A 17,607-nucleotide genomic window follows, 5' to 3' on the forward strand; every position below is an offset into this window, starting at 1 on the left:
GCAGTAAAATGTGTGGAAAGGGGAACGCAGCATGCTAACGGGCATACATGTTGCCTTCATTGGCGGAGACGCTCGCCAGCTGGAAGTCATCAAGCGATGCATTCAGCTGGACGCCAGTGTCACGTTAGTTGGCTTCGACAACCTGGAAAGCAATTTTACAGGGGCAACGAAGAGACCATTAACATGCGATGTGTTGAAAGACGTGGACGCCCTCATCCTGCCCATCGTAGGAACCGATGACCAAGGCTTTGTGGAAAGCATTTTTTGCTCCAAACAAATGCAGCTTCTGGATCAACACGTGGAGAGCTTGCCTAAGCATTGTGTGGTATATACGGGAATGGCTAAACCTTACCTGAAAAAACTGTTGGCATCCAAGCAAGTTCCGCTTGTGGAACTGCTGGATCGAGATGACGTAGCCATATACAACTCCATCCCTACTGTGGAGGGAGCGCTGATGATGGCGATTCAAAATACGGATATCACGATTCATGGATCTTCGTCAATTGTTTTGGGATTGGGACGAACAGGTTTGTCTATGGCCCGGGCCCTGCATGCACTGGGAGCCCGTGTAAGAGTGGGGGCTAGGCGTCAGGAACACTTGGCACGCATCTATGAGATGGGATTGACTCCCTTCCCGATCAGTGAGCTAAAGCAACAAGTCACGAATGCTGATTTCATTTTTAATACCATCCCGCAGCTACTACTCACGGCAGAGGTAATCGCTCAAATGCCGCAGTCGGCGTTTATTCTCGATCTTGCCTCCAAACCGGGAGGGACAGATTTTCGATACGCCGAAAGAAGAGGCATTAAAGCGCTTCTCGCTCCCGGATTGCCTGGAATCGTTGCACCGAAAACCGCAGGGCAGATTTTGGCCCAGACTTTGTCTCGTCTCATTGCGGAGCAGAGGAAAACCAGGGGGGAGTCATCATCATGAGCAGTCTGCAGGGGAAGACCATTGGTTTCGGATTGTCTGGATCGCATTGCACGTTTGAAGAGACGATGCCGCAGATCAAGCGATTTGTGGATGCTGGAGCAAGAGTCATCCCGATTGTTTCGAATACAATCATGACGACGGATACGCGTTTTGGCACCTCGCAAAGCTGGCAGCAGCAAATCAAGGATTTGACAGGGGAGGAACTGATTTCAACGATTCCCCAGGCAGAACCTTTGGGCCCTTCAAAATTGTTGGACGTTATGTTGATTGCACCATGCACAGGCAGCTCGACCAGCCGCCTGGCAAACGCGATTACCGACAGCGCCGTCCTCATGGCGGCCAAAGCGACCATGCGCAATTTGCGACCGCTTGTCATCGCAATCTCCACGAACGATGGTTTGGGATTAAATGCTGCCAATATTGCCAAGCTGTTGGCGGCGAAGAATATCTATTTCGTGCCATTCGGGCAGGATGCTCCGGATAAAAAGCCAAACTCGCTCGTAGCCCGCATGGATCTGTTACTGGAAACATGCGAGGCAGCATTGGAAGGTAGGCAATTGCAACCCTTGCTCATCGAAAGGTTCAACTACTAAACAAAACGACAGAAAAAACAATTTACCTGCTTTTTTGCGATTAGGAGGAGAGTAAGAGATGGCTAACCAACTGACTTACAATGTAGCAGTAGTCGGTGCGACTGGCGCAGTCGGACAACAAATGATTCGCTTGCTGGAAGAGCGCAACTTCCCCATTAAACAGCTCAAGCTGCTTGCTTCTGGACGTTCTGCCGGCAAGACGGTCACGTTCAAGGGACAAGAAGTTGTCCTGGAAGAAGCAACTCCTGATAGCTTTGCGGGAATCGATTTTGCCTTGTTTAGCGCGGGTGGCTCCGTGAGCAAGGAACTGGCTCATCATGCAGTGCGCCACGGTGCTGTCGTCATTGACAATACCAGCGCGTTCCGGATGGACCCGGATGTTCCTCTGGTGGTGCCTGAAGTAAACATGGATGCCGCTCTCGCCCATAATGGAATCATTGCGAATCCGAACTGCTCCACCATTCAGATGGTAGCCGCTCTGAAACCCTTGTATGATCGTTTTGGAATAGACCGCATTATCGTTTCTACTTACCAGGCAGTTTCTGGCGCAGGCCAATCGGCAATCAATGAGTTGCACGAACAGAGCCGCGACGTGCTTGACGGCAAAGAGGCACAATGTCAGGTTCTGCCTGTTGGCAAGCTGCCTGTTCACCATCAAATTGCCTTTAACGCGATTCCGCAAATTGATGTGTTTACCGACAACGGTTTTACTTACGAAGAGATGAAAATGGTGAATGAAACCAAAAAAATCTTCGGTGATGACACGGTGCTGGTTTCTGCCACATGCGTACGCATTCCGGTCGTTTACGGACACAGTGAGTCGGTATACGTCGAATTGAAACAGGATTACGACCTGAACGAAGTAAAAGCACTCTTGGAAAACGCCCCTGGCGTAGTGGTGGTAGACGCGCCGCAAGAACAGCAGTATCCTCTGGCTACGGATGCTACTGGCAAGCTGGATATTTTTGTCGGCCGCTTGCGTCGTGATCTCCATCACCCTCGAGGACTGCATATGTGGATCGTATCTGACAACCTTCTCAAAGGTGCAGCATGGAATACAGTACAAATCGCTGAAGAACTCATCAAAGCAAGAGCATAGGGGAGAGGTTTGTGAAGATTCTCGTCCAGAAGTTCGGTGGTTCTTCCTTGACGACGGAAGATTGCCGGATGCGGGCAATCTACCATATAGAAAAGGCGATCGACGAAGGCTATGCCCTCGTCGTTGTCGTATCGGCCATGGGGCGCAAGGGTGACCCATATGCAACCGATACTCTTTTGCAGTTGGTTCGCTCCAATGGGAACCAACTGCCTCGTCGTGAAATGGATATGCTGATGCATACGGGGGAAATCATCTCCGCTACAGTCATGTGCAGCATGTTGAACGCGCGTGGAATCAAAGCGACGATTTTGACAGGCGGTCAGGCCAACATCGTGACCAGCGACGATTTTACCAACGCGCAAATTACGACCATTGACCCGAGCCGCATTTTGCAAGACTTGCAAGCGGGTCAAGTGGTGATCGTTCCCGGGTTTCAGGGAAGGACGGTCGATTGGGAAATTACGACGCTCGGCCGCGGGGGCAGCGACACGACAGCAACAGCGCTCGGCGTTGCCCTGCAAGCGGAAATGGTGGACATTTTTACCGATGTGGAAGGCATCATGACAGCGGACCCGCGGATCGTCGAAGAAGCGCAGCCGCTGGAAATGGTGACTTACACGGAAATTTGCAACATGGCTCACCTCGGAGCAAAAGTCATCCATCCACGAGCGGTAGAAATCGCGATGCAGGCCAACGTGCCGATTCGTGTCCGCTCTACGTTTTCGGACGACCCTGGCACACTTGTGACGACCATGCTGGAGATCGGCAAAAAAGGCTACTCGGTTCAGGACAGAGTCGTCATGGGGATCGCCCACGTGCCGAATATTACGCAGATCAAGGTAGCCAACAAGGAAGGGTACTACGATACACAGCTGCAAGTTTTCAAAACCATGGCAACCAATAATATCAGTGTCGATTTCATCAACGTGAATCCGTTAGGGGTTGCTTACACGGTTCACGATGAGATGGGAGCCAAAGCAGCCGAGCTGCTGACGGACATGGGATATGAGCCGCAGCTCTTGCCGCATTGCGCGAAAGTGTCGGTAATCGGGGCAGGAATGACGGGAGTGCCGGGCGTCATGGCACAAATCGTAGAGGCATTGACGCAGGAAGACATCCAGATTCTTCAGTCAGCTGACTCCCATACGACCATCTGGGTTTTGGTGCATGAGATGGATATGGTGCGGGCCGTACGCGCCTTGCATCAGCAGTTCAATCTCCATGCCCACCATATGTGAGCGATCTTATCTTCATTTTTGATGCCTACTGATCACAACAAGAGGAGTTGGAAAGCTAGTGGCACGTTTTGGTCGGCTTGTTACCGCGATGGTAACGCCTTTTAATGAACAATTACAGATCGATTTCGATAAAACGGAACGCCTGATCGATCACCTGATCGCAAACGGAACGACAGGGATCGTGCTGAGCGGCACAACTGGCGAATCGCCGACGCTCTCCCGTGCGGAGAAGCTGGAGCTGTTTCGCCACGCAGTCGCTTATGCAAAAGGGAAGTGCCATATTATCGCTGGAACAGGCAGCAATGACACCGCAGCGAGCATCGAGTTCACCGAGGCTGTTCAATCGATTGGCGTAGATGCCGTGATGGTCGTCGCTCCTTACTACAGCAAGCCGTCTCAGGAGGGCCTGTACGCTCATTTCAAAGCGCTGGCAGAGTCCACAGAGCTTCCGGTCATGCTGTACAACGTGCCGGGCCGTTCTGTCGTGAATATGACTGCGGAGACGACCTTGCGCTTGGCCCAGCTGCCCAATGTGGTCTGCATCAAAGAAGCATCCGGCAATTTGAGCCAAATGGCGCAAATTATCGAGCATGCTCCGGAAGGCTTTGAGCTGTACAGCGGTGATGACGGACTGACTTTGCCGATTTTGTCCATTGGCGGAGTGGGGATTGTCAGTGTAGCCAGTCACGTTGTCGGCCGGCAAATGACGGAGATGATGGACGCTTTTTTCCAGGGCAACCATGCGGAAGCGGCGAGCATTCATCGCAAGCTCGTGCCTGTGTTCGACGGACTGTTCGCTTATCCAAGTCCTGGGCCGACAAAAGTCGCTCTGGAAAAACTGGGAGTAGCCACTGGTGGAGTTCGTCTGCCATTGGTCGAGCTGAACGAACAGGAAAAAGCGTTTGTCCACTCCTTGTTCGCCTAAGAAGCCCAATAACAAGAAGACCAAGAGCCATTCCATAAACGGGATGGCTCTTTTTCCTTGTGTTCAGGTTTTCACTTCGGGTATAATGAAAACAAGTGATTTGGGGCGGTTTTTTTGAGTGGACATGACAACTAAATATAGGAGGTTACACGTTTGGCAAAGTCGAATCACTCTGTTCTCATTTTCGCCCTGGGCGGAGTCGGCGAAATTGGGAAGAATATGTACGTGGTACAAAGCGGGGACGACATCGTAGTGATTGATGCCGGATTGAAATTCCCGGAAGAGGAAATGCTGGGAATTGACATGGTGATTCCGGATATCACCTACTTGGAAGAGAACCGTGATAAAGTTCGGGGTATTATTATTACGCATGGACACGAAGACCACATCGGCGGCCTCAGCTACGTGCTGAAGCATTTGAAAGTCCCGGTTTATGCGACAAAACTTACCCTCGGTCTGATTGATGCAAAATTGAAAGAAGCGGGTATTCTAAACGAAACGAAACGAGTATTGATCAACAGTGATTCAGAGGTTGTCCTCGGGAAAATGAAAGCGACCTTTTTCCGGGTGAATCACAGTATCCCGGATTGCGTGGGAGTATGCCTGGACACACCGGAAGGCTACGTCGTCCACACCGGGGACTTCAAGTTCGATCAAACACCAATCAATAACCAGGCAGCCGACTTGGCCAAAATGGCGATGATTGGCGATCGTGGAGTGCTGTGCCTGTTGTCGGACAGTACCAATGCAGAACGTCCAGGATTTACCGGATCGGAGCGCTCTGTTGGCATCGCGATCAAGGATGTTTTCAGCAAGGCGACGGGACGCATCGTCGTTTCTACCTTCGCATCCAACGTTCACCGCATTCAGCAGGTTGTGGATGCAGCGGTGCAGTTCAACCGCAAGCTGACGGTTGTTGGCCGAAGCATGCAAAATGTCATGAATATCAGCAGAGAGCTGGGTTATTTGTTCGTTCCGGACGGCTTGATTGTCGAGAGCGACGAAATCAACAAGCTGCCTGCTGAGCAAGTCGTTATTTTATCTACTGGAAGCCAAGGAGAGCCAATGTCTGCGCTCACACGCATGGCCCGATCCGCCCATCGGAAAATTGACATCCTTCCAGGAGATACGGTCATCATCGCAGCGACCCCGATTCCGGGGAATGAAAAGTATGTTGCACGCACGATTGACCAGCTTTCGAGAATTGGCGCTGACGTCATTTATGGCGGCCATGGACCAAACGGAACCGTCCACGTCTCCGGTCATGGCAGCCAGGAAGAGTTGCGCCTGATGTTGAATTTAATGAAGCCTAAGTACTTTATTCCTGTTCACGGCGAATACCGGATGCTCAAAACGCACTCGCTCCTCGCTGAACAGGTTGGCATCCCGGAGGAGAACATCTTTTTGCTGGATAACGGCGACACGGTGGAAATCTCCGGTGGACGGGCGCGTTACGGCCCGAAAGTCCACGCGGGCAATGTCCTGATCGACGGCCTCGGTGTCGGCGATGTAGGAAACATCGTACTTAGAGATCGCAAATTACTGTCACAAGATGGCATACTGGTAGTTGTCGTTACACTCAGCAAACAAAATGGCACGATTCTTTCTGGTCCAGACATCATCTCTCGCGGTTTCGTCTATGTGCGTGAATCCGAGGAATTGCTGGATGAAGCGAATCGCATAGTGACCCAAACACTTGTCAAGTGCATGGAAGAAAACGTAAATGAATGGTCATCCCTCAAAAACAATGTAAAAGAATCGTTGGGACGTTACCTGTACGAACAAACTCGTCGCCGTCCGATGATCTTGCCGATTATCATGGAAGTGTAAGCAAGCAAAGAGTCAGGAATCCTCTGTAACCACAGGGGTTCCTGGCTTTTTTTGGCTTGCCCGGGCGCATGATTTTCCCACCTGCTATCCATACTACAGAGGAAAGGGAGGGAGTATCATCCATGTCGAAGCAACCATACAACCAATTTTTAAATAAGCCCCCATTTGCAAGCACAGCACTGAACAATAACAAAGGCCCAGCGCCACAAAGCTCACCTCCGGAAGAGCAGGAGCCTGCCGTTGCTCCGCCTGAAGCGCCTGCGCAGGAAGATCCGAAGAAAAAGCTCTTGGACTCCATCACCCAGCTGGGGCAAACGAATGTTCCGCAACTGGAAAGCAATATTTATTGTATGACCATTATCGGGCAAGTAGAAGGGCATATTCAGCTGCCTCCGCAAAACAAGACGACCAAGTACGAACACCTCATTCCGCAGCTCGTGGCAGCCGAGCAGAACAACAAAATCGAAGGCGTACTCGTCATTTTGAACACGGTCGGGGGAGACGTTGAAGCAGGGCTGGCGATCGCCGAGATGGTGTCGTCGATGTCCAAGCCGGTCGTGACGCTCGTTCTTGGCGGCGGACACAGCATTGGCGTGCCGATTGCAGTTGCCGGCTCGTATTCTTTTATCGCGGAGACAGCCACGATGACGATTCATCCGATCCGCTTGACTGGCCTTGTGATCGGCGTGCCGCAAACGTTTGAATACCTGGACAAAATGCAGGATCGCGTCGTCAGCTTTATCGCTCGCCACTCCAACATCTCCGAAGAAAAGTTTCGCGAGTTGATGACGCGCACAGGCGAGTTGACTCGCGACATCGGAACAAACGTCATCGGTGTCGATGCCGTCAAGTATGGCTTGATCGATGAGGTCGGAGGCTTGGGCAAGGCGTTGAAAAAGCTGAATGAGCTGATCGAGAAAGCACGCAGCGGGGAGGAGCGCGTTCTCCAATGATTTTGTACTCGATTATCCCGACGGAAACGGTATTTGCCAATATGGAGCAGGTCGAAAAGCAGGAGCTGGAAGAAATTACGAACGGTCACGCGACGATGCTGGTAGAGCGCACCGGACCGTATGAAGGAAGAATTGTCCGTTTGATCAGTCCAGACCCGCAAGATTATTTGAAACCGCACTATGCCCCTGGACAAAAAGTTCAATTTCGCCCCGAATGGCTCGTCTAAGAAGTCCTGTATTTCTATGAATTTCCTGTGTTATACTAATTGTGTACGAACAGCAGCCGAACAAAATACGGCTGCCTTTTTACCATTTTGTACATATCTGGAAAAAGCACAAGAAGGAGGCGTGCCATTGAGTAGAAGAAAAAAAGAGCGGTCGCAAGCGGCATTGGCCTCAGTTGTCAAAATAGAGCTGCTGGGACTGCTCATTATTGTGCTGTCCTTGATCGGACTGCTCGAAAGCGGGTGGCTGGGCAAAAACGTTCTGGCTTTTCTGTTCCGCTTTATTGCGGGCTCCTGGGATTTCTTGCTCCCGGTGCTGATGATTGTCATGGCTGTGTTCATGATGTTTACCCGCCAGGCACCGCGCTTGACGTATCGCGTGCTTGGCATCGTGCTGATCATGGTGGCGATTTTGACGTGGGACCACATGATTTTGTACAAGCAGATCACGGCAGACGGCAAGTTCGCGGAGCAGAGCATCATCCGCGTGACCTGGGACCGGGTCTGGCTGGATCACAGTCAAAAAGTATCCACAACCGGAGTAGGCGGAGGCATGGTAGGCGCTCTGTTCTTTGCCGTCACGAACGGTCTGGTCGGGACGATCGGGACGGGCTTGATGATCGTCTTCTTGTTCCTCGTCGGCCTCATGTTTCTGTTCAATCTGTCTTATGTGAACATTGTGATGTTTCTCCGCGACAAAATGGCGCTTTTTTACGGAAAAGCAAAGGAGACCGTCAAAGACTCCGTGCAGCTTTTGCAGGAAGAGAGCGAGCGCAGAAAACAAGCGACGAAGGAAGCCGACGAACAACGCAAGCAAAAGCTGGCAGAGACCGCCGATCAAGAGGCGACTCCGCTGCCTGTTAGAGAGATCAGGACAGCGCACGATGAGCAGGCAAATGAACAGCTCGTCATCCCGGTGATTCGCGACTTTGCCGACCGGATTGCTCTGGAGGATGAAGAGACTGTAGAGCCAGCCGCAGCAGCACGTCCGGCGAAGACTGCCACAGCGCAAGCGACACAGGAAATTACGTTTGCCCTGGAGGGAGACGAAGAGATTTTCGGGACGCTGGAGACAGCAGAAGAACAGCCAGCCGCACCTTATGAGCTGCCGAGCTTGCAGATGCTCGCCAGACCGCGCCAAGCAGGTACAGCCAAAGACGTCGATCACACCTCAAATGCGGCCAAGCTTGTGCAGACGTTGAAAAGCTTCGGCGTCAGCGCGACGGTTTCCGAAGTGCACCGCGGGCCAGCAGTCACCCGGTACGAGGTTCAGCCTGCCACCGGGGTAAAAGTGAGCAGAATTGTCAGTTTGACAGACGATTTGGCCTTGGCTCTGGCTGCCAAAGACATTCGCATCGAGGCTCCAATTCCAGGGAAGTCGGCAATCGGGATTGAGGTACCGAACTCCGAGGTAGCGGTCGTATCGCTGAGAGAAGTGCTGGAAGCGCCGCAATACCAGGATGCGCCTGGCAAGCTCACCGTAGCTTTGGGCCGTGATATTTCTGGCGAGCCGATTGTCGCTGACCTGACGAAAATGCCGCACTTGCTTGTGGCCGGAGCCACGGGAAGCGGGAAGTCTGTCTGCATCAACGGCTTGATCATGAGCATTTTGTTCAAGGCAAGACCGGACGAAGTCAAGCTGATGATGGTCGACCCGAAAATGGTCGAGCTGAACATTTACAACGGAATCCCGCATTTGCTGGCTCCGGTAGTGACCGACCCGAAACGGGCGTCTGTCGCCCTGAAAAAAGTCGTGGCCGAAATGGAGCGGCGCTACAACCTGTTTGCGAAAACGGGCAGCCGCAACATCGAAATGTACAACGCCCAGGTGCAAGGCACACCTTTGCCGTACATCGTCGTCATCGTCGACGAGCTTGCCGACCTGATGATGGTAGCTCCTGGTGAAGTGGAGGACGCCATCTGCCGCTTGGCGCAGATGGCGCGTGCATCGGGGATTCACTTGATCATTGCCACACAGCGCCCGTCTGTCGATGTCATCACGGGTGTCATCAAGGCGAACATCCCTTCCCGCATTGCCTTCGGCGTGTCTTCCATGGCGGACTCCCGCACGATTTTGGATATGGGAGGAGCCGAGAAGCTGCTCGGCCGAGGAGATATGCTGTCGTTGCCGATGGGAGCATCTAAGCCGATTCGCGTTCAGGGCGCTTTTGTATCGGACAAAGAGGTGGAGGAAGTCGTCCGCTTTGTCAAAGAGCAGCAGGAAGTTCGCTATAACGAAGAAATGATTCCTGGCGAAGTGCAAGAGGAACAGCAGGCTGTCGTGGATGACGATCTGTACGATCAGGCTGTACAGATCGTGTCCGAAGCACAGACTGCTTCCGCATCGCTGTTGCAGCGCCGTTTGCGTGTCGGTTATACGAGAGCCGCACGGTTGATCGACATGATGGAAGCGCAAGGGATCGTAGGGCCGTATGAAGGCTCCAAACCGCGAGAGGTTCGCGTTCCGCGTCCTTCTATCGAATCCAATATATCCTAGGGATGGACTTTGCTGGAAAAACATAGCCAGCAAAGTCTTTTTTTCGCTGACGAGAGGGATATTTTTTTTCGTTTCCACCCGTTGTTCAAAAAGATTTGACTTGCATGATACACGCCCCTCATGTAAAATTTTTAACAGATTGAGGGAAATTGTTGCTATCACGTCTCATGAGAATCAGAGGTCTGACGTCCTACCTGTTGGGATGGCTCGAAGGACAACAGGAGTGAATTGACGATGAGCATTAAAGGAAACGTTCGATCACTTTTCCTCTTGGTTATGGATAAAATCAAGAGCGATATTGAAAGCGGACAGCTGCGTGCTGGTGAACGCCTCCCGTCCGAAGCCGAACTATCCAAACAGTTAGGTGTAAGCAGGGCAACACTTCGCGAGGCGCTTCGTCTTCTGGAAGAAGAGAAAATTGTCATTCGTAGGCACGGAGTCGGTACTTTTATCAATTCAAAACCTGTTTTTTCAGGGGGAATTGGGGAACTCTTTAGTGTGACGGATGCAATTGAGCGTCAAGGGTACGCGGCAGGAACGATGATCCTGAAGACATCCTTTGGCGAATCTGGGGAAGACGAGCGTAAGAGCTTGGCCTTGAATCCAGGCGAAGGCGTGCTGATGGTAGAACGCATTCGGACAGCTGACGGCGAACCTGTGGTCTATTGCATAGACCGTATTCCCGCGCGCTTGGTGCCAGAAGGCTATACGGCTGGCGGAGAGTCCATTTTCAAATGGCTGGAGAGCGCTACTGGGGTGCGGATCGCTTATGCGGTGGCTCACATTGTACCCATGGGCTACAATGAAAAGGTTTCCAATCTGCTGCATTGCGACAAATCCACACCGCTGCTCTTGCTCAAGCAGATTCATTACGACGAAAGTGAAAAGCCTGTTTTATACTCCCATAACTACTTCAGAGCTGACAAAATTCACTTTCACGTCGTGCGGAGACGGTTGTAACCGTGAGGGAAACCTCACTCAACAATTTTCATCAACTAAAAACAGGGGGTAATCTCAGATGAAGAAAGTTCTATCCGTGCTTTCTGTGGCAACACTCAGCCTGTCGCTGGTTCTTGCCGGATGCGGAAGCAAACCAGAAGCACAACCTCAAGGTCAAACTGGAGGCGCTGAAGGCGGTGCCAAAACAGCTGTCAAAATTGGTATGGTTACTGACGTTGGCGGCGTAAACGACAACTCCTTCAACCAAAGTGCTTGGGAAGGTCTGCAAAAATTCCAAGCCGACATGAATCTGCCGAAAGACAGCGTTAACTACCTGCAATCTACAAGTGATGCTGAGTATGTACCTAACCTGACTCAATTTGTAAAAGACAAATGGGATCTGACTTGGGGTATCGGTTTCCTGATGGGCGACCACCTGAAAAAAGTTGCTGACGAAAACAAAGATGCAAAACTGGCGATCATCGATGCTGAAGTAGACGCGCCAAACGTAGAATCCGTACTCTTCAAAGAGCACGAAGGTTCTTTCCTCGCTGGGGTAGTTGCAGCGAAAATGTCCAAAACGAAAACAGTTGGTTTCGTGGGCGGCGTTGAAATTCCAGTTATCAAACGCTTCGAAGTTGGTTTCGAAGCAGGTGTGAAAGCTGCTGATCCTAGCGTAAAAGTAATCAAAGTATACACAGGTGCATTTGACAAGCCTGACCTTGGCAAATCCACTGCTTCCCAAATGTACGGTCAAGGCGCTGACATCATCTTCCACGCTTCCGGCGGTACAGGTGATGGCGTATTTAACGAAGCAAAAGACCGCAAAGCTAAAGGCGAAAACGTTTGGGTAATCGGTGTAGACAAAGACCAATCCCTGACTTTCGGCGATGAGATCACTCTCACTTCCATGGTAAAACGCGTTGACGAAGCTGTATATCGTGTATCCAAAGACCTGTCCGAAGGTAAATTCGAGGGCGGTAAAATCAAATGGCTCGGTCTTGCTGAAGACGGTGTAGGCTTGGCTTCCACATCCACGAAGAACGTTCCAGAAGACGTACTGAAGCTGGTTGATGAGTACAAGCAAAAAATCGTTAAAGGCGAAATCCAAGTGCCAGACAAGTAAAACGATGAAGCGGCAAAGGGACAAGGCTGGTTCGAGGAACTGGCCTTGTTCTTTACCTTCACATTAACCCAAAAAAATGGGGTGAGCATGGTTGAGTTCGGTAAAAAAAGTAGTTGAGATGCGAGGGATTACCAAGCGGTTCCCAGGGATTGTGGCAAACGATAACATCACGCTTTCTGTCAAGCAAGGCGAAATTCATGCGCTTCTCGGCGAGAATGGCGCAGGCAAGTCGACGTTAATGAACATTTTGTTTGGCCTGTATCAACCGGATGAGGGCGAAATCCTCATCAACGAAAAAGCAGTGAAAATTACAAGTCCGAACGTTGCCAACGAACTTGGCATCGGGATGGTACACCAGCACTTTATGCTTGTGGAGACGTTTACGGTAACAGAAAACATTGTATTGGGAAACGAACCGAAAAACGGGTTGCAAATAGATATCCAGAGCGCGGAAAAAGCGGTGGAAAAGCTTTCGAATCAATACGGACTAAAGGTTGATCCTAGAGCAAAGATTCAGGATATCTCCGTAGGTATGCAACAACGCGTAGAGATCTTGAAAACGCTTTATCGCGGGGCCGACATCCTGATTTTCGACGAGCCGACTGCTGTTCTGACCCCTCAAGAAATTCATGAACTCATTGAAATCATGCATAACTTGGTCAAAGAGGGCAAGACCATTATTTTGATTACCCACAAGCTGAAAGAGATTATGGCGGTATGTAATGCCTGCACCATCATCCGACGCGGAAAAGTGATTGACTCTGTATTGATTAAGGATACCAATCCGGATGAGCTTGCTGCGAAAATGGTCGGACGTGAAGTCAGCTTCCACGTGGACAAGATAGCAGCAAAACCGAAGGAAACGATCCTTGCTGTCGAAAACGTGACAGCGATGGGCAACCGGGGTGTCAACGCACTGAACAATCTCAGCCTCGAAGTTCGCGCAGGCGAAATTCTCGGGATTGCAGGCGTAGACGGCAACGGACAGAGCGAACTGATTGAAGTATTGACCGGGTTGCGCAAAGCGACCAGCGGCCGTGTCCTTCTCAATGGTAAAGAAATCACCAACGAATCTCCGCGCAGCATTTCCGAATCGGGCTTGTCCCACATTCCGGAAGACCGTCACAAGCGCGGATTGGTTCTCGATTTCACCATGAGCGAGAATATGGTATTGGAAACGTATTTCCATCCAACGTTTAACAAAAACGGTTTTCTCGATTATGGCGCGATTGACAAGCATGCGGCCAAACTCATCGAAGAATTTGACGTGCGCACGCCTTCGATCTACACGCCAGCGCGCGCTTTGTCCGGTGGTAACCAGCAGAAGGCGATTATTGCCCGCGAAGTGGACAAGAACCCTGATCTGTTGATTGCGGCGCAGCCTACTCGCGGTTTGGACGTCGGAGCGATCGAGTTCATCCATCGACGTCTGATTGAACAGCGCGACAACGGAAAAGCGGTTCTCCTGCTCTCGCTTGAGTTGGATGAAATCATTAACGTATCCGACCGGATTGCCGTTATTTACGAAGGCAGCATTGTAGGAATCGTCGATGCCAAAGCGACAAGTGAACAAGAGCTGGGCTTGATGATGTCCGGTGGAAAACGAATGCCTGGAGGAGGAAACGATGAATAAAGTGATAGCCGTCTTTACAAAAGAATCGTTCCTCGTCCCTGTAGTGGCAATCATTCTCGGCTTGTTGACGGGTGCGATTGCGATGCTGGCAGGGGGCTTCAACCCGATTCAGGCTTACATGGCCCTGATTGAAAAAGTATTCGGAAGCGCGTACAACTTCGGGGAAACGATTCGCCAAATTACGCCGCTGATTTTTACGGGTCTTGCAGTGGCGTTTGCCTTTCGGACAGGTCTTTTCAACATCGGGGCTGAGGGGCAGTTCATCGTAGGGATGATCGCTGCTACAACCGTTGGGGTTTCTTTTGACCTGCCTGCCTACATCCACGCTCCGCTCGCTGTTATTGCGGGTGCGGTAGCAGGTGGCTTGTGGGGTTCCATTGCCGGTTACTTGAAAGCCGCTCGCGGCGTGAACGAAGTAATCACGAGCATCATGTTGAACTGGGTTGCTCTGTATTTGGCTAACTGGGTGATGAATGCTTTCTTCATTCCAACTGGCCAACAACGTTCGGAAATGATCAAGGAATCATCGATGATCACGATCACATGGCTTTCGCAAATGTTTGACAGTGCCCGTCTGCACTGGGGAACACTGATTGCTGTCCTTGCCGCTATTTTCTTCTACGTCATTCTTTGGAAAACAAAGTCGGGCTATGAATTGCGCGCAGTAGGTCTGAATCCGCACGCATCCGAATACGCCGGGATGAACGTCAACCGCAATGTCGTAAAAGCGATGTTCATTGGTGGAATGTTTGCGGGAATCGGTGGAGCTTGCGAGATTTTGGGAGTCTTCCATTATCAAGCGATCATGACGGCGCAGCCTGGCTATGGTTTTGATGGAATTGCGGTTGCCCTGATCGGCGGAAATACGCCATTGGGTGTCGTGCTTGCCGCGATTTTGTTCGGTATCCTCACGTTTGGGGCGGCTGGAATGAAATTCGGCGCGGGCGTTCCTGTTGAGTTGATCCGTGTCGTAATCGCCTCGGTTATTTTCTTCGTGGCGGCACACGGCATCGTGAAGATTTTTGTTAAACCAATCTTGCAGAAGAAAAAGGAAGGTGGGCACTGATGGATTGGGGATTAATTATTAGCAACCTCGTTCATGATACCATCGTGTTTTCCACTGCCTTGATTTTTGCCTCTTTGGGCGGGCTCTACTCGGAGCGCTCTGGTGTCGTGAATATTGCCCTGGAAGGCATGATGATCATCGGTGCTTTTACAGGTGCCGTGCTGACCTACGCGTTTCAGGATTCGCTGGGGCCTTTGGCTCCTTGGATTGGCTTTATCTTGGCCGGGGTTGCCGGAGCGATTTTCGCGCTTCCGCATGCGGTGGCTTCTGTCACCTTTAAAGCGGATCAAACGGTCAGCGGCGTGGCCCTGAACTTTTTGGCGGCGGGCTTGTCTGTCTACTTGACGAAAATTATTTTCAACGGCGCAGGCCAGACAACGACCTTGTCGAGCGTCTTTACAAAATGGAGCATTCCGGTTCTCCATGACATTCCGTATTTGGGACATGCCATCTTTGAGGCGTACCCAACCAGCTTCCTTGCGTTTATTGCCGTGTTCTTTACCTGGTATTTGATCTTCAAGACGCCATTCGGTCTGCGTCTGCGCGCAGTTGGTGAGCATCCACGCGCTGCTGATACAGTGGGGATCAACGTGAAAAAAATGCGTTACACAGCTGTCATGATCAGTGGGGCGCTGGCTGCATTGGGCGGTGCGACGATCTCTTTGACCACGACGAGCAACTTTTCCCATAACACCGTATCGGGACAAGGGTTTATCGCCATTGCGGCGCTGATTTTCGGAAAATGGCATCCGGCTGGAGCCATGGGAGCAGCTCTGTTCTTCGGGGTTGCCCAGGCGATCAAGTCTTTGGTGCAGATTTTCGGTTTGACCAAGTACATTCCGACTGAATTTATTTTCATGCTTCCGTACGTGCTGACCATCTTGGTCATGGCCGGTCTGGTTGGACGCTCCAGCGCTCCAGCTGCCTTGGGCAAGCCGTACGATACAGGCTCTCGTTAAGTAAAAGTTGACATAATTTGCGTCTGGAACCGGTTCCATCCCCTGTGCGATAATTTTTGATGTGAGATTGCACGGGGAGGGAATAGAATGAACCGCTGGCTACAAAAGCACAGCCGTTTACGTTCTGCCGGGATTCTGGGCGCATTTTTTGTTTGTCTTTGTTTCGTGGCAATCGGTACAGCGCAAGCAACAGAACCAGGTCCGGTGATATCGATTGTGGTGGACGGACGGGGAGTGGACTCGGATGTGCTGCCGCTGAAACAGAACGGACGGATGCTGGTGCCGATTCGCGTGATCGGGGAAGCGACTGGCGCGCAGGTTACATATGATGCCACCAACCGAAGAGTAGCGTTTAATCAAAAAGGCGAACACGTGTCTTTGGATATAAACAGTCGACTCGCCTATGTGAACGGGAAGCGCGTCACGCTGGAGACGGCGCCGATCATTGTCAACAAGCGGACGCTGGTGCCGCTCCGGTTTGTCAGCGAGGCGCTCGGCTATCAGGTAGAGTGGGATGCACTCGCTTCCGTGGCCCATGTGCAAACAAAGCCTGTCGAAGATCGCGCCGTAAGCGTACCGGAAGCCGGGAATCCGTACGTGGTTCAGCAAAAGGATACGCTGGGAGCGATTGCGCTTCGGCACGGGACGACGATGAGTGCGATCAAGCAAAACAACTACTTGTCAGGCGATCAGTTGACAGTAGGGCAAATTTTGTTTTTGCCGCACGCTGCGAAAAAAGCGGAGCACCCGCTGTCGAGCAAAGTGGGAGATCAGCGTCTGCTAGGAAAAGGCTATTCGTTTCCTTTTGACGATGCGAGCTGGTACGAGCCTTACGGCGACAGCTTCGGATCGGATCGAGAATGGACGGAAAGCAATAGCGGAAGTGTCCGCAGGCACGAAGGCATCGATATCATGGCCCCGAAAGGAACGCCTGTCTACTCGGTTTCCGATGGGACGATTAATCGGGTGGGCTGGAACACTTACGGTGGCTGGCGAGTCAATATTACGGATAAAAATGGGCAGTTTCGCATGTATTACGCTCACTTGAGCGCCTACGCACCGGGATTGCGAATCGGCGGCGAGGTCAAGGCAGGACAGTTGATCGGCTTTGTCGGGGATACGGGCTACGGAGGAACGGGCACCGTGGGGATGTTCGCTCCGCATCTGCACTTTGGGCTGTATCGCAACGACAACGGACGGGCTGTCGATCCGTATGACTATTTGCGTTTCTGGGAGCAAAAGAAAGTAGTAAGCTTGTTTGCTTAATGGGACAGACTATACGATAGGGAATCCTGATCAATGAAAAGGAGGACTTCGTATGTGGATTTGTCCGTACTGTGGCGGAAATCACGGTTTGCCTTTTCACGACGAGCAGTTGGACGGGGTGCTTTGCCTTTCTTCCGATTGCGGCCGGTTCGTGGAGGAAGACGCTGTTTCAGATAACACCCGCGACTGGGATTATATGGATTTGTAGCAAAAAGAGCGAGTGCGCCGGAAAAGGGCGGCTTGCTCTTTTTGCTTGTAAACAGGGAGAAAACAAAGCACAAGACGGCGAGGAAGAGAGTCGTACGGAAAGCCAGGGGAGCATACG

At 51.5% G+C, this 17,607-nt stretch carries 16 protein-coding genes; all 16 read left to right on the forward strand.

Features of this window, described 5'->3' with window-relative positions:
* The first annotated feature begins 31 nt into the window (after positions 1-31).
* The 16 genes from dpsA to EDM60_RS28735 all read left to right on the forward strand — a co-directional run bounded on the left by dpsA (position 32) and on the right by EDM60_RS28735 (position 17,490).
* On the forward strand, positions 32-934 hold the full coding sequence (gene dpsA, locus EDM60_RS18275) for a dipicolinate synthase subunit DpsA (protein WP_122965236.1): 903 nt from the start codon (positions 32-34) through the stop codon (positions 932-934).
* Positions 931-1,527, forward strand: coding sequence for a dipicolinate synthase subunit B (locus EDM60_RS18280; RefSeq protein WP_063227583.1), 597 nt, complete (start codon positions 931-933; stop codon positions 1,525-1,527). The genes dpsA and EDM60_RS18280 overlap by 4 nt, the downstream gene beginning before the upstream one ends.
* 58 nt (positions 1,528-1,585) lie before the next feature.
* Complete coding sequence (locus EDM60_RS18285) at positions 1,586-2,626, forward strand: aspartate-semialdehyde dehydrogenase (protein ID WP_063227582.1); 1,041 nt, start codon at positions 1,586-1,588, stop codon at positions 2,624-2,626.
* Between the two features lie 11 nt (positions 2,627-2,637).
* Positions 2,638-3,864, forward strand: a complete 1,227-nt coding sequence (dapG, locus tag EDM60_RS18290; protein WP_122965237.1) for an aspartate kinase — start codon at positions 2,638-2,640, stop codon at positions 3,862-3,864.
* Between the two features lie 58 nt (positions 3,865-3,922).
* On the forward strand, positions 3,923-4,789 hold the full coding sequence (gene dapA, locus EDM60_RS18295; RefSeq protein WP_122965238.1) for a 4-hydroxy-tetrahydrodipicolinate synthase: 867 nt from the start codon (positions 3,923-3,925) through the stop codon (positions 4,787-4,789).
* A gap of 153 nt (positions 4,790-4,942) precedes the next feature.
* Positions 4,943-6,619, forward strand: a complete 1,677-nt coding sequence (locus EDM60_RS18300; protein WP_122965239.1) for a ribonuclease J — start codon at positions 4,943-4,945, stop codon at positions 6,617-6,619.
* 122 nt (positions 6,620-6,741) lie between these two features.
* The gene (locus tag EDM60_RS18305; RefSeq protein ID WP_122965240.1) at positions 6,742-7,572 is read left to right on the forward strand and encodes a ClpP family protease; all 831 of its coding nucleotides are present in this window, start codon (positions 6,742-6,744) and stop codon (positions 7,570-7,572) included.
* Positions 7,569-7,799, forward strand: a complete 231-nt coding sequence (locus tag EDM60_RS18310; RefSeq protein ID WP_063227577.1) for a YlzJ-like family protein — start codon at positions 7,569-7,571, stop codon at positions 7,797-7,799. The genes EDM60_RS18305 and EDM60_RS18310 overlap by 4 nt, the downstream gene beginning before the upstream one ends.
* Before the next feature lie 121 nt (positions 7,800-7,920).
* Positions 7,921-10,293, forward strand: a complete 2,373-nt coding sequence (locus EDM60_RS18315; protein WP_122965241.1) for an FtsK/SpoIIIE family DNA translocase — start codon at positions 7,921-7,923, stop codon at positions 10,291-10,293.
* Between the two features lie 234 nt (positions 10,294-10,527).
* Positions 10,528-11,253 (forward strand): GntR family transcriptional regulator, encoded by a 726-nt coding sequence (locus EDM60_RS18320; protein ID WP_122965242.1) that lies wholly within the window; start codon positions 10,528-10,530, stop codon positions 11,251-11,253.
* 58 nt (positions 11,254-11,311) lie between these two features.
* A complete protein-coding gene (locus EDM60_RS18325) occupies positions 11,312-12,358 on the forward strand; it encodes a BMP family lipoprotein (protein ID WP_122965243.1) in 1,047 nt (348 codons plus the stop codon).
* Between the two features lie 118 nt (positions 12,359-12,476).
* Positions 12,477-13,991 carry an ABC transporter ATP-binding protein gene (locus EDM60_RS18330; RefSeq protein ID WP_173596609.1) on the forward strand — a complete coding sequence of 505 codons (1,515 nt, stop codon included), beginning with the start codon at positions 12,477-12,479 and terminating at the stop codon, positions 13,989-13,991.
* The gene (locus EDM60_RS18335) at positions 13,984-15,057 is read left to right on the forward strand and encodes an ABC transporter permease (RefSeq protein WP_122965245.1); all 1,074 of its coding nucleotides are present in this window, start codon (positions 13,984-13,986) and stop codon (positions 15,055-15,057) included. The genes EDM60_RS18330 and EDM60_RS18335 overlap by 8 nt, the downstream gene beginning before the upstream one ends.
* Complete coding sequence (locus EDM60_RS18340; RefSeq protein ID WP_122965246.1) at positions 15,057-16,016, forward strand: ABC transporter permease; 960 nt, start codon at positions 15,057-15,059, stop codon at positions 16,014-16,016. The genes EDM60_RS18335 and EDM60_RS18340 overlap by 1 nt, the downstream gene beginning before the upstream one ends.
* Before the next feature lie 87 nt (positions 16,017-16,103).
* Complete coding sequence (locus EDM60_RS18345; protein WP_122965247.1) at positions 16,104-17,282, forward strand: stalk domain-containing protein; 1,179 nt, start codon at positions 16,104-16,106, stop codon at positions 17,280-17,282.
* 52 nt (positions 17,283-17,334) lie between these two features.
* Entirely contained in the window at positions 17,335-17,490 is a 156-nt protein-coding gene (locus tag EDM60_RS28735; protein ID WP_167470329.1) for a hypothetical protein, read from the forward strand.
* Positions 17,491-17,607: the final 117 nt, after the last annotated feature.

Source organism: Brevibacillus parabrevis, from assembly GCF_003710905.1.
Classification (GTDB): Bacteria; Bacillota; Bacilli; order Brevibacillales; family Brevibacillaceae; genus Brevibacillus; species Brevibacillus parabrevis.

Coding starts and splice junctions, on each gene's coding strand:
- dpsA (WP_122965236.1), top strand. CDS start 32: ATGCTAACGGGCATACATGTTGCCTTCATTGGCGGAGACGCTCGCCAG.
- EDM60_RS18280 (WP_063227583.1), top strand. CDS start 931: ATGAGCAGTCTGCAGGGGAAGACCATTGGTTTCGGATTGTCTGGATCG.
- EDM60_RS18285 (WP_063227582.1), top strand. CDS start 1,586: ATGGCTAACCAACTGACTTACAATGTAGCAGTAGTCGGTGCGACTGGC.
- EDM60_RS18305 (WP_122965240.1), top strand. CDS start 6,742: ATGTCGAAGCAACCATACAACCAATTTTTAAATAAGCCCCCATTTGCA.
- EDM60_RS18310 (WP_063227577.1), top strand. CDS start 7,569: ATGATTTTGTACTCGATTATCCCGACGGAAACGGTATTTGCCAATATG.
- EDM60_RS18320 (WP_122965242.1), top strand. CDS start 10,528: ATGAGCATTAAAGGAAACGTTCGATCACTTTTCCTCTTGGTTATGGAT.
- EDM60_RS18325 (WP_122965243.1), top strand. CDS start 11,312: ATGAAGAAAGTTCTATCCGTGCTTTCTGTGGCAACACTCAGCCTGTCG.
- EDM60_RS18330 (WP_173596609.1), top strand. CDS start 12,477: ATGCGAGGGATTACCAAGCGGTTCCCAGGGATTGTGGCAAACGATAAC.
- EDM60_RS18335 (WP_122965245.1), top strand. CDS start 13,984: ATGAATAAAGTGATAGCCGTCTTTACAAAAGAATCGTTCCTCGTCCCT.
- EDM60_RS18340 (WP_122965246.1), top strand. CDS start 15,057: ATGGATTGGGGATTAATTATTAGCAACCTCGTTCATGATACCATCGTG.
- EDM60_RS18345 (WP_122965247.1), top strand. CDS start 16,104: ATGAACCGCTGGCTACAAAAGCACAGCCGTTTACGTTCTGCCGGGATT.
- EDM60_RS28735 (WP_167470329.1), top strand. CDS start 17,335: ATGTGGATTTGTCCGTACTGTGGCGGAAATCACGGTTTGCCTTTTCAC.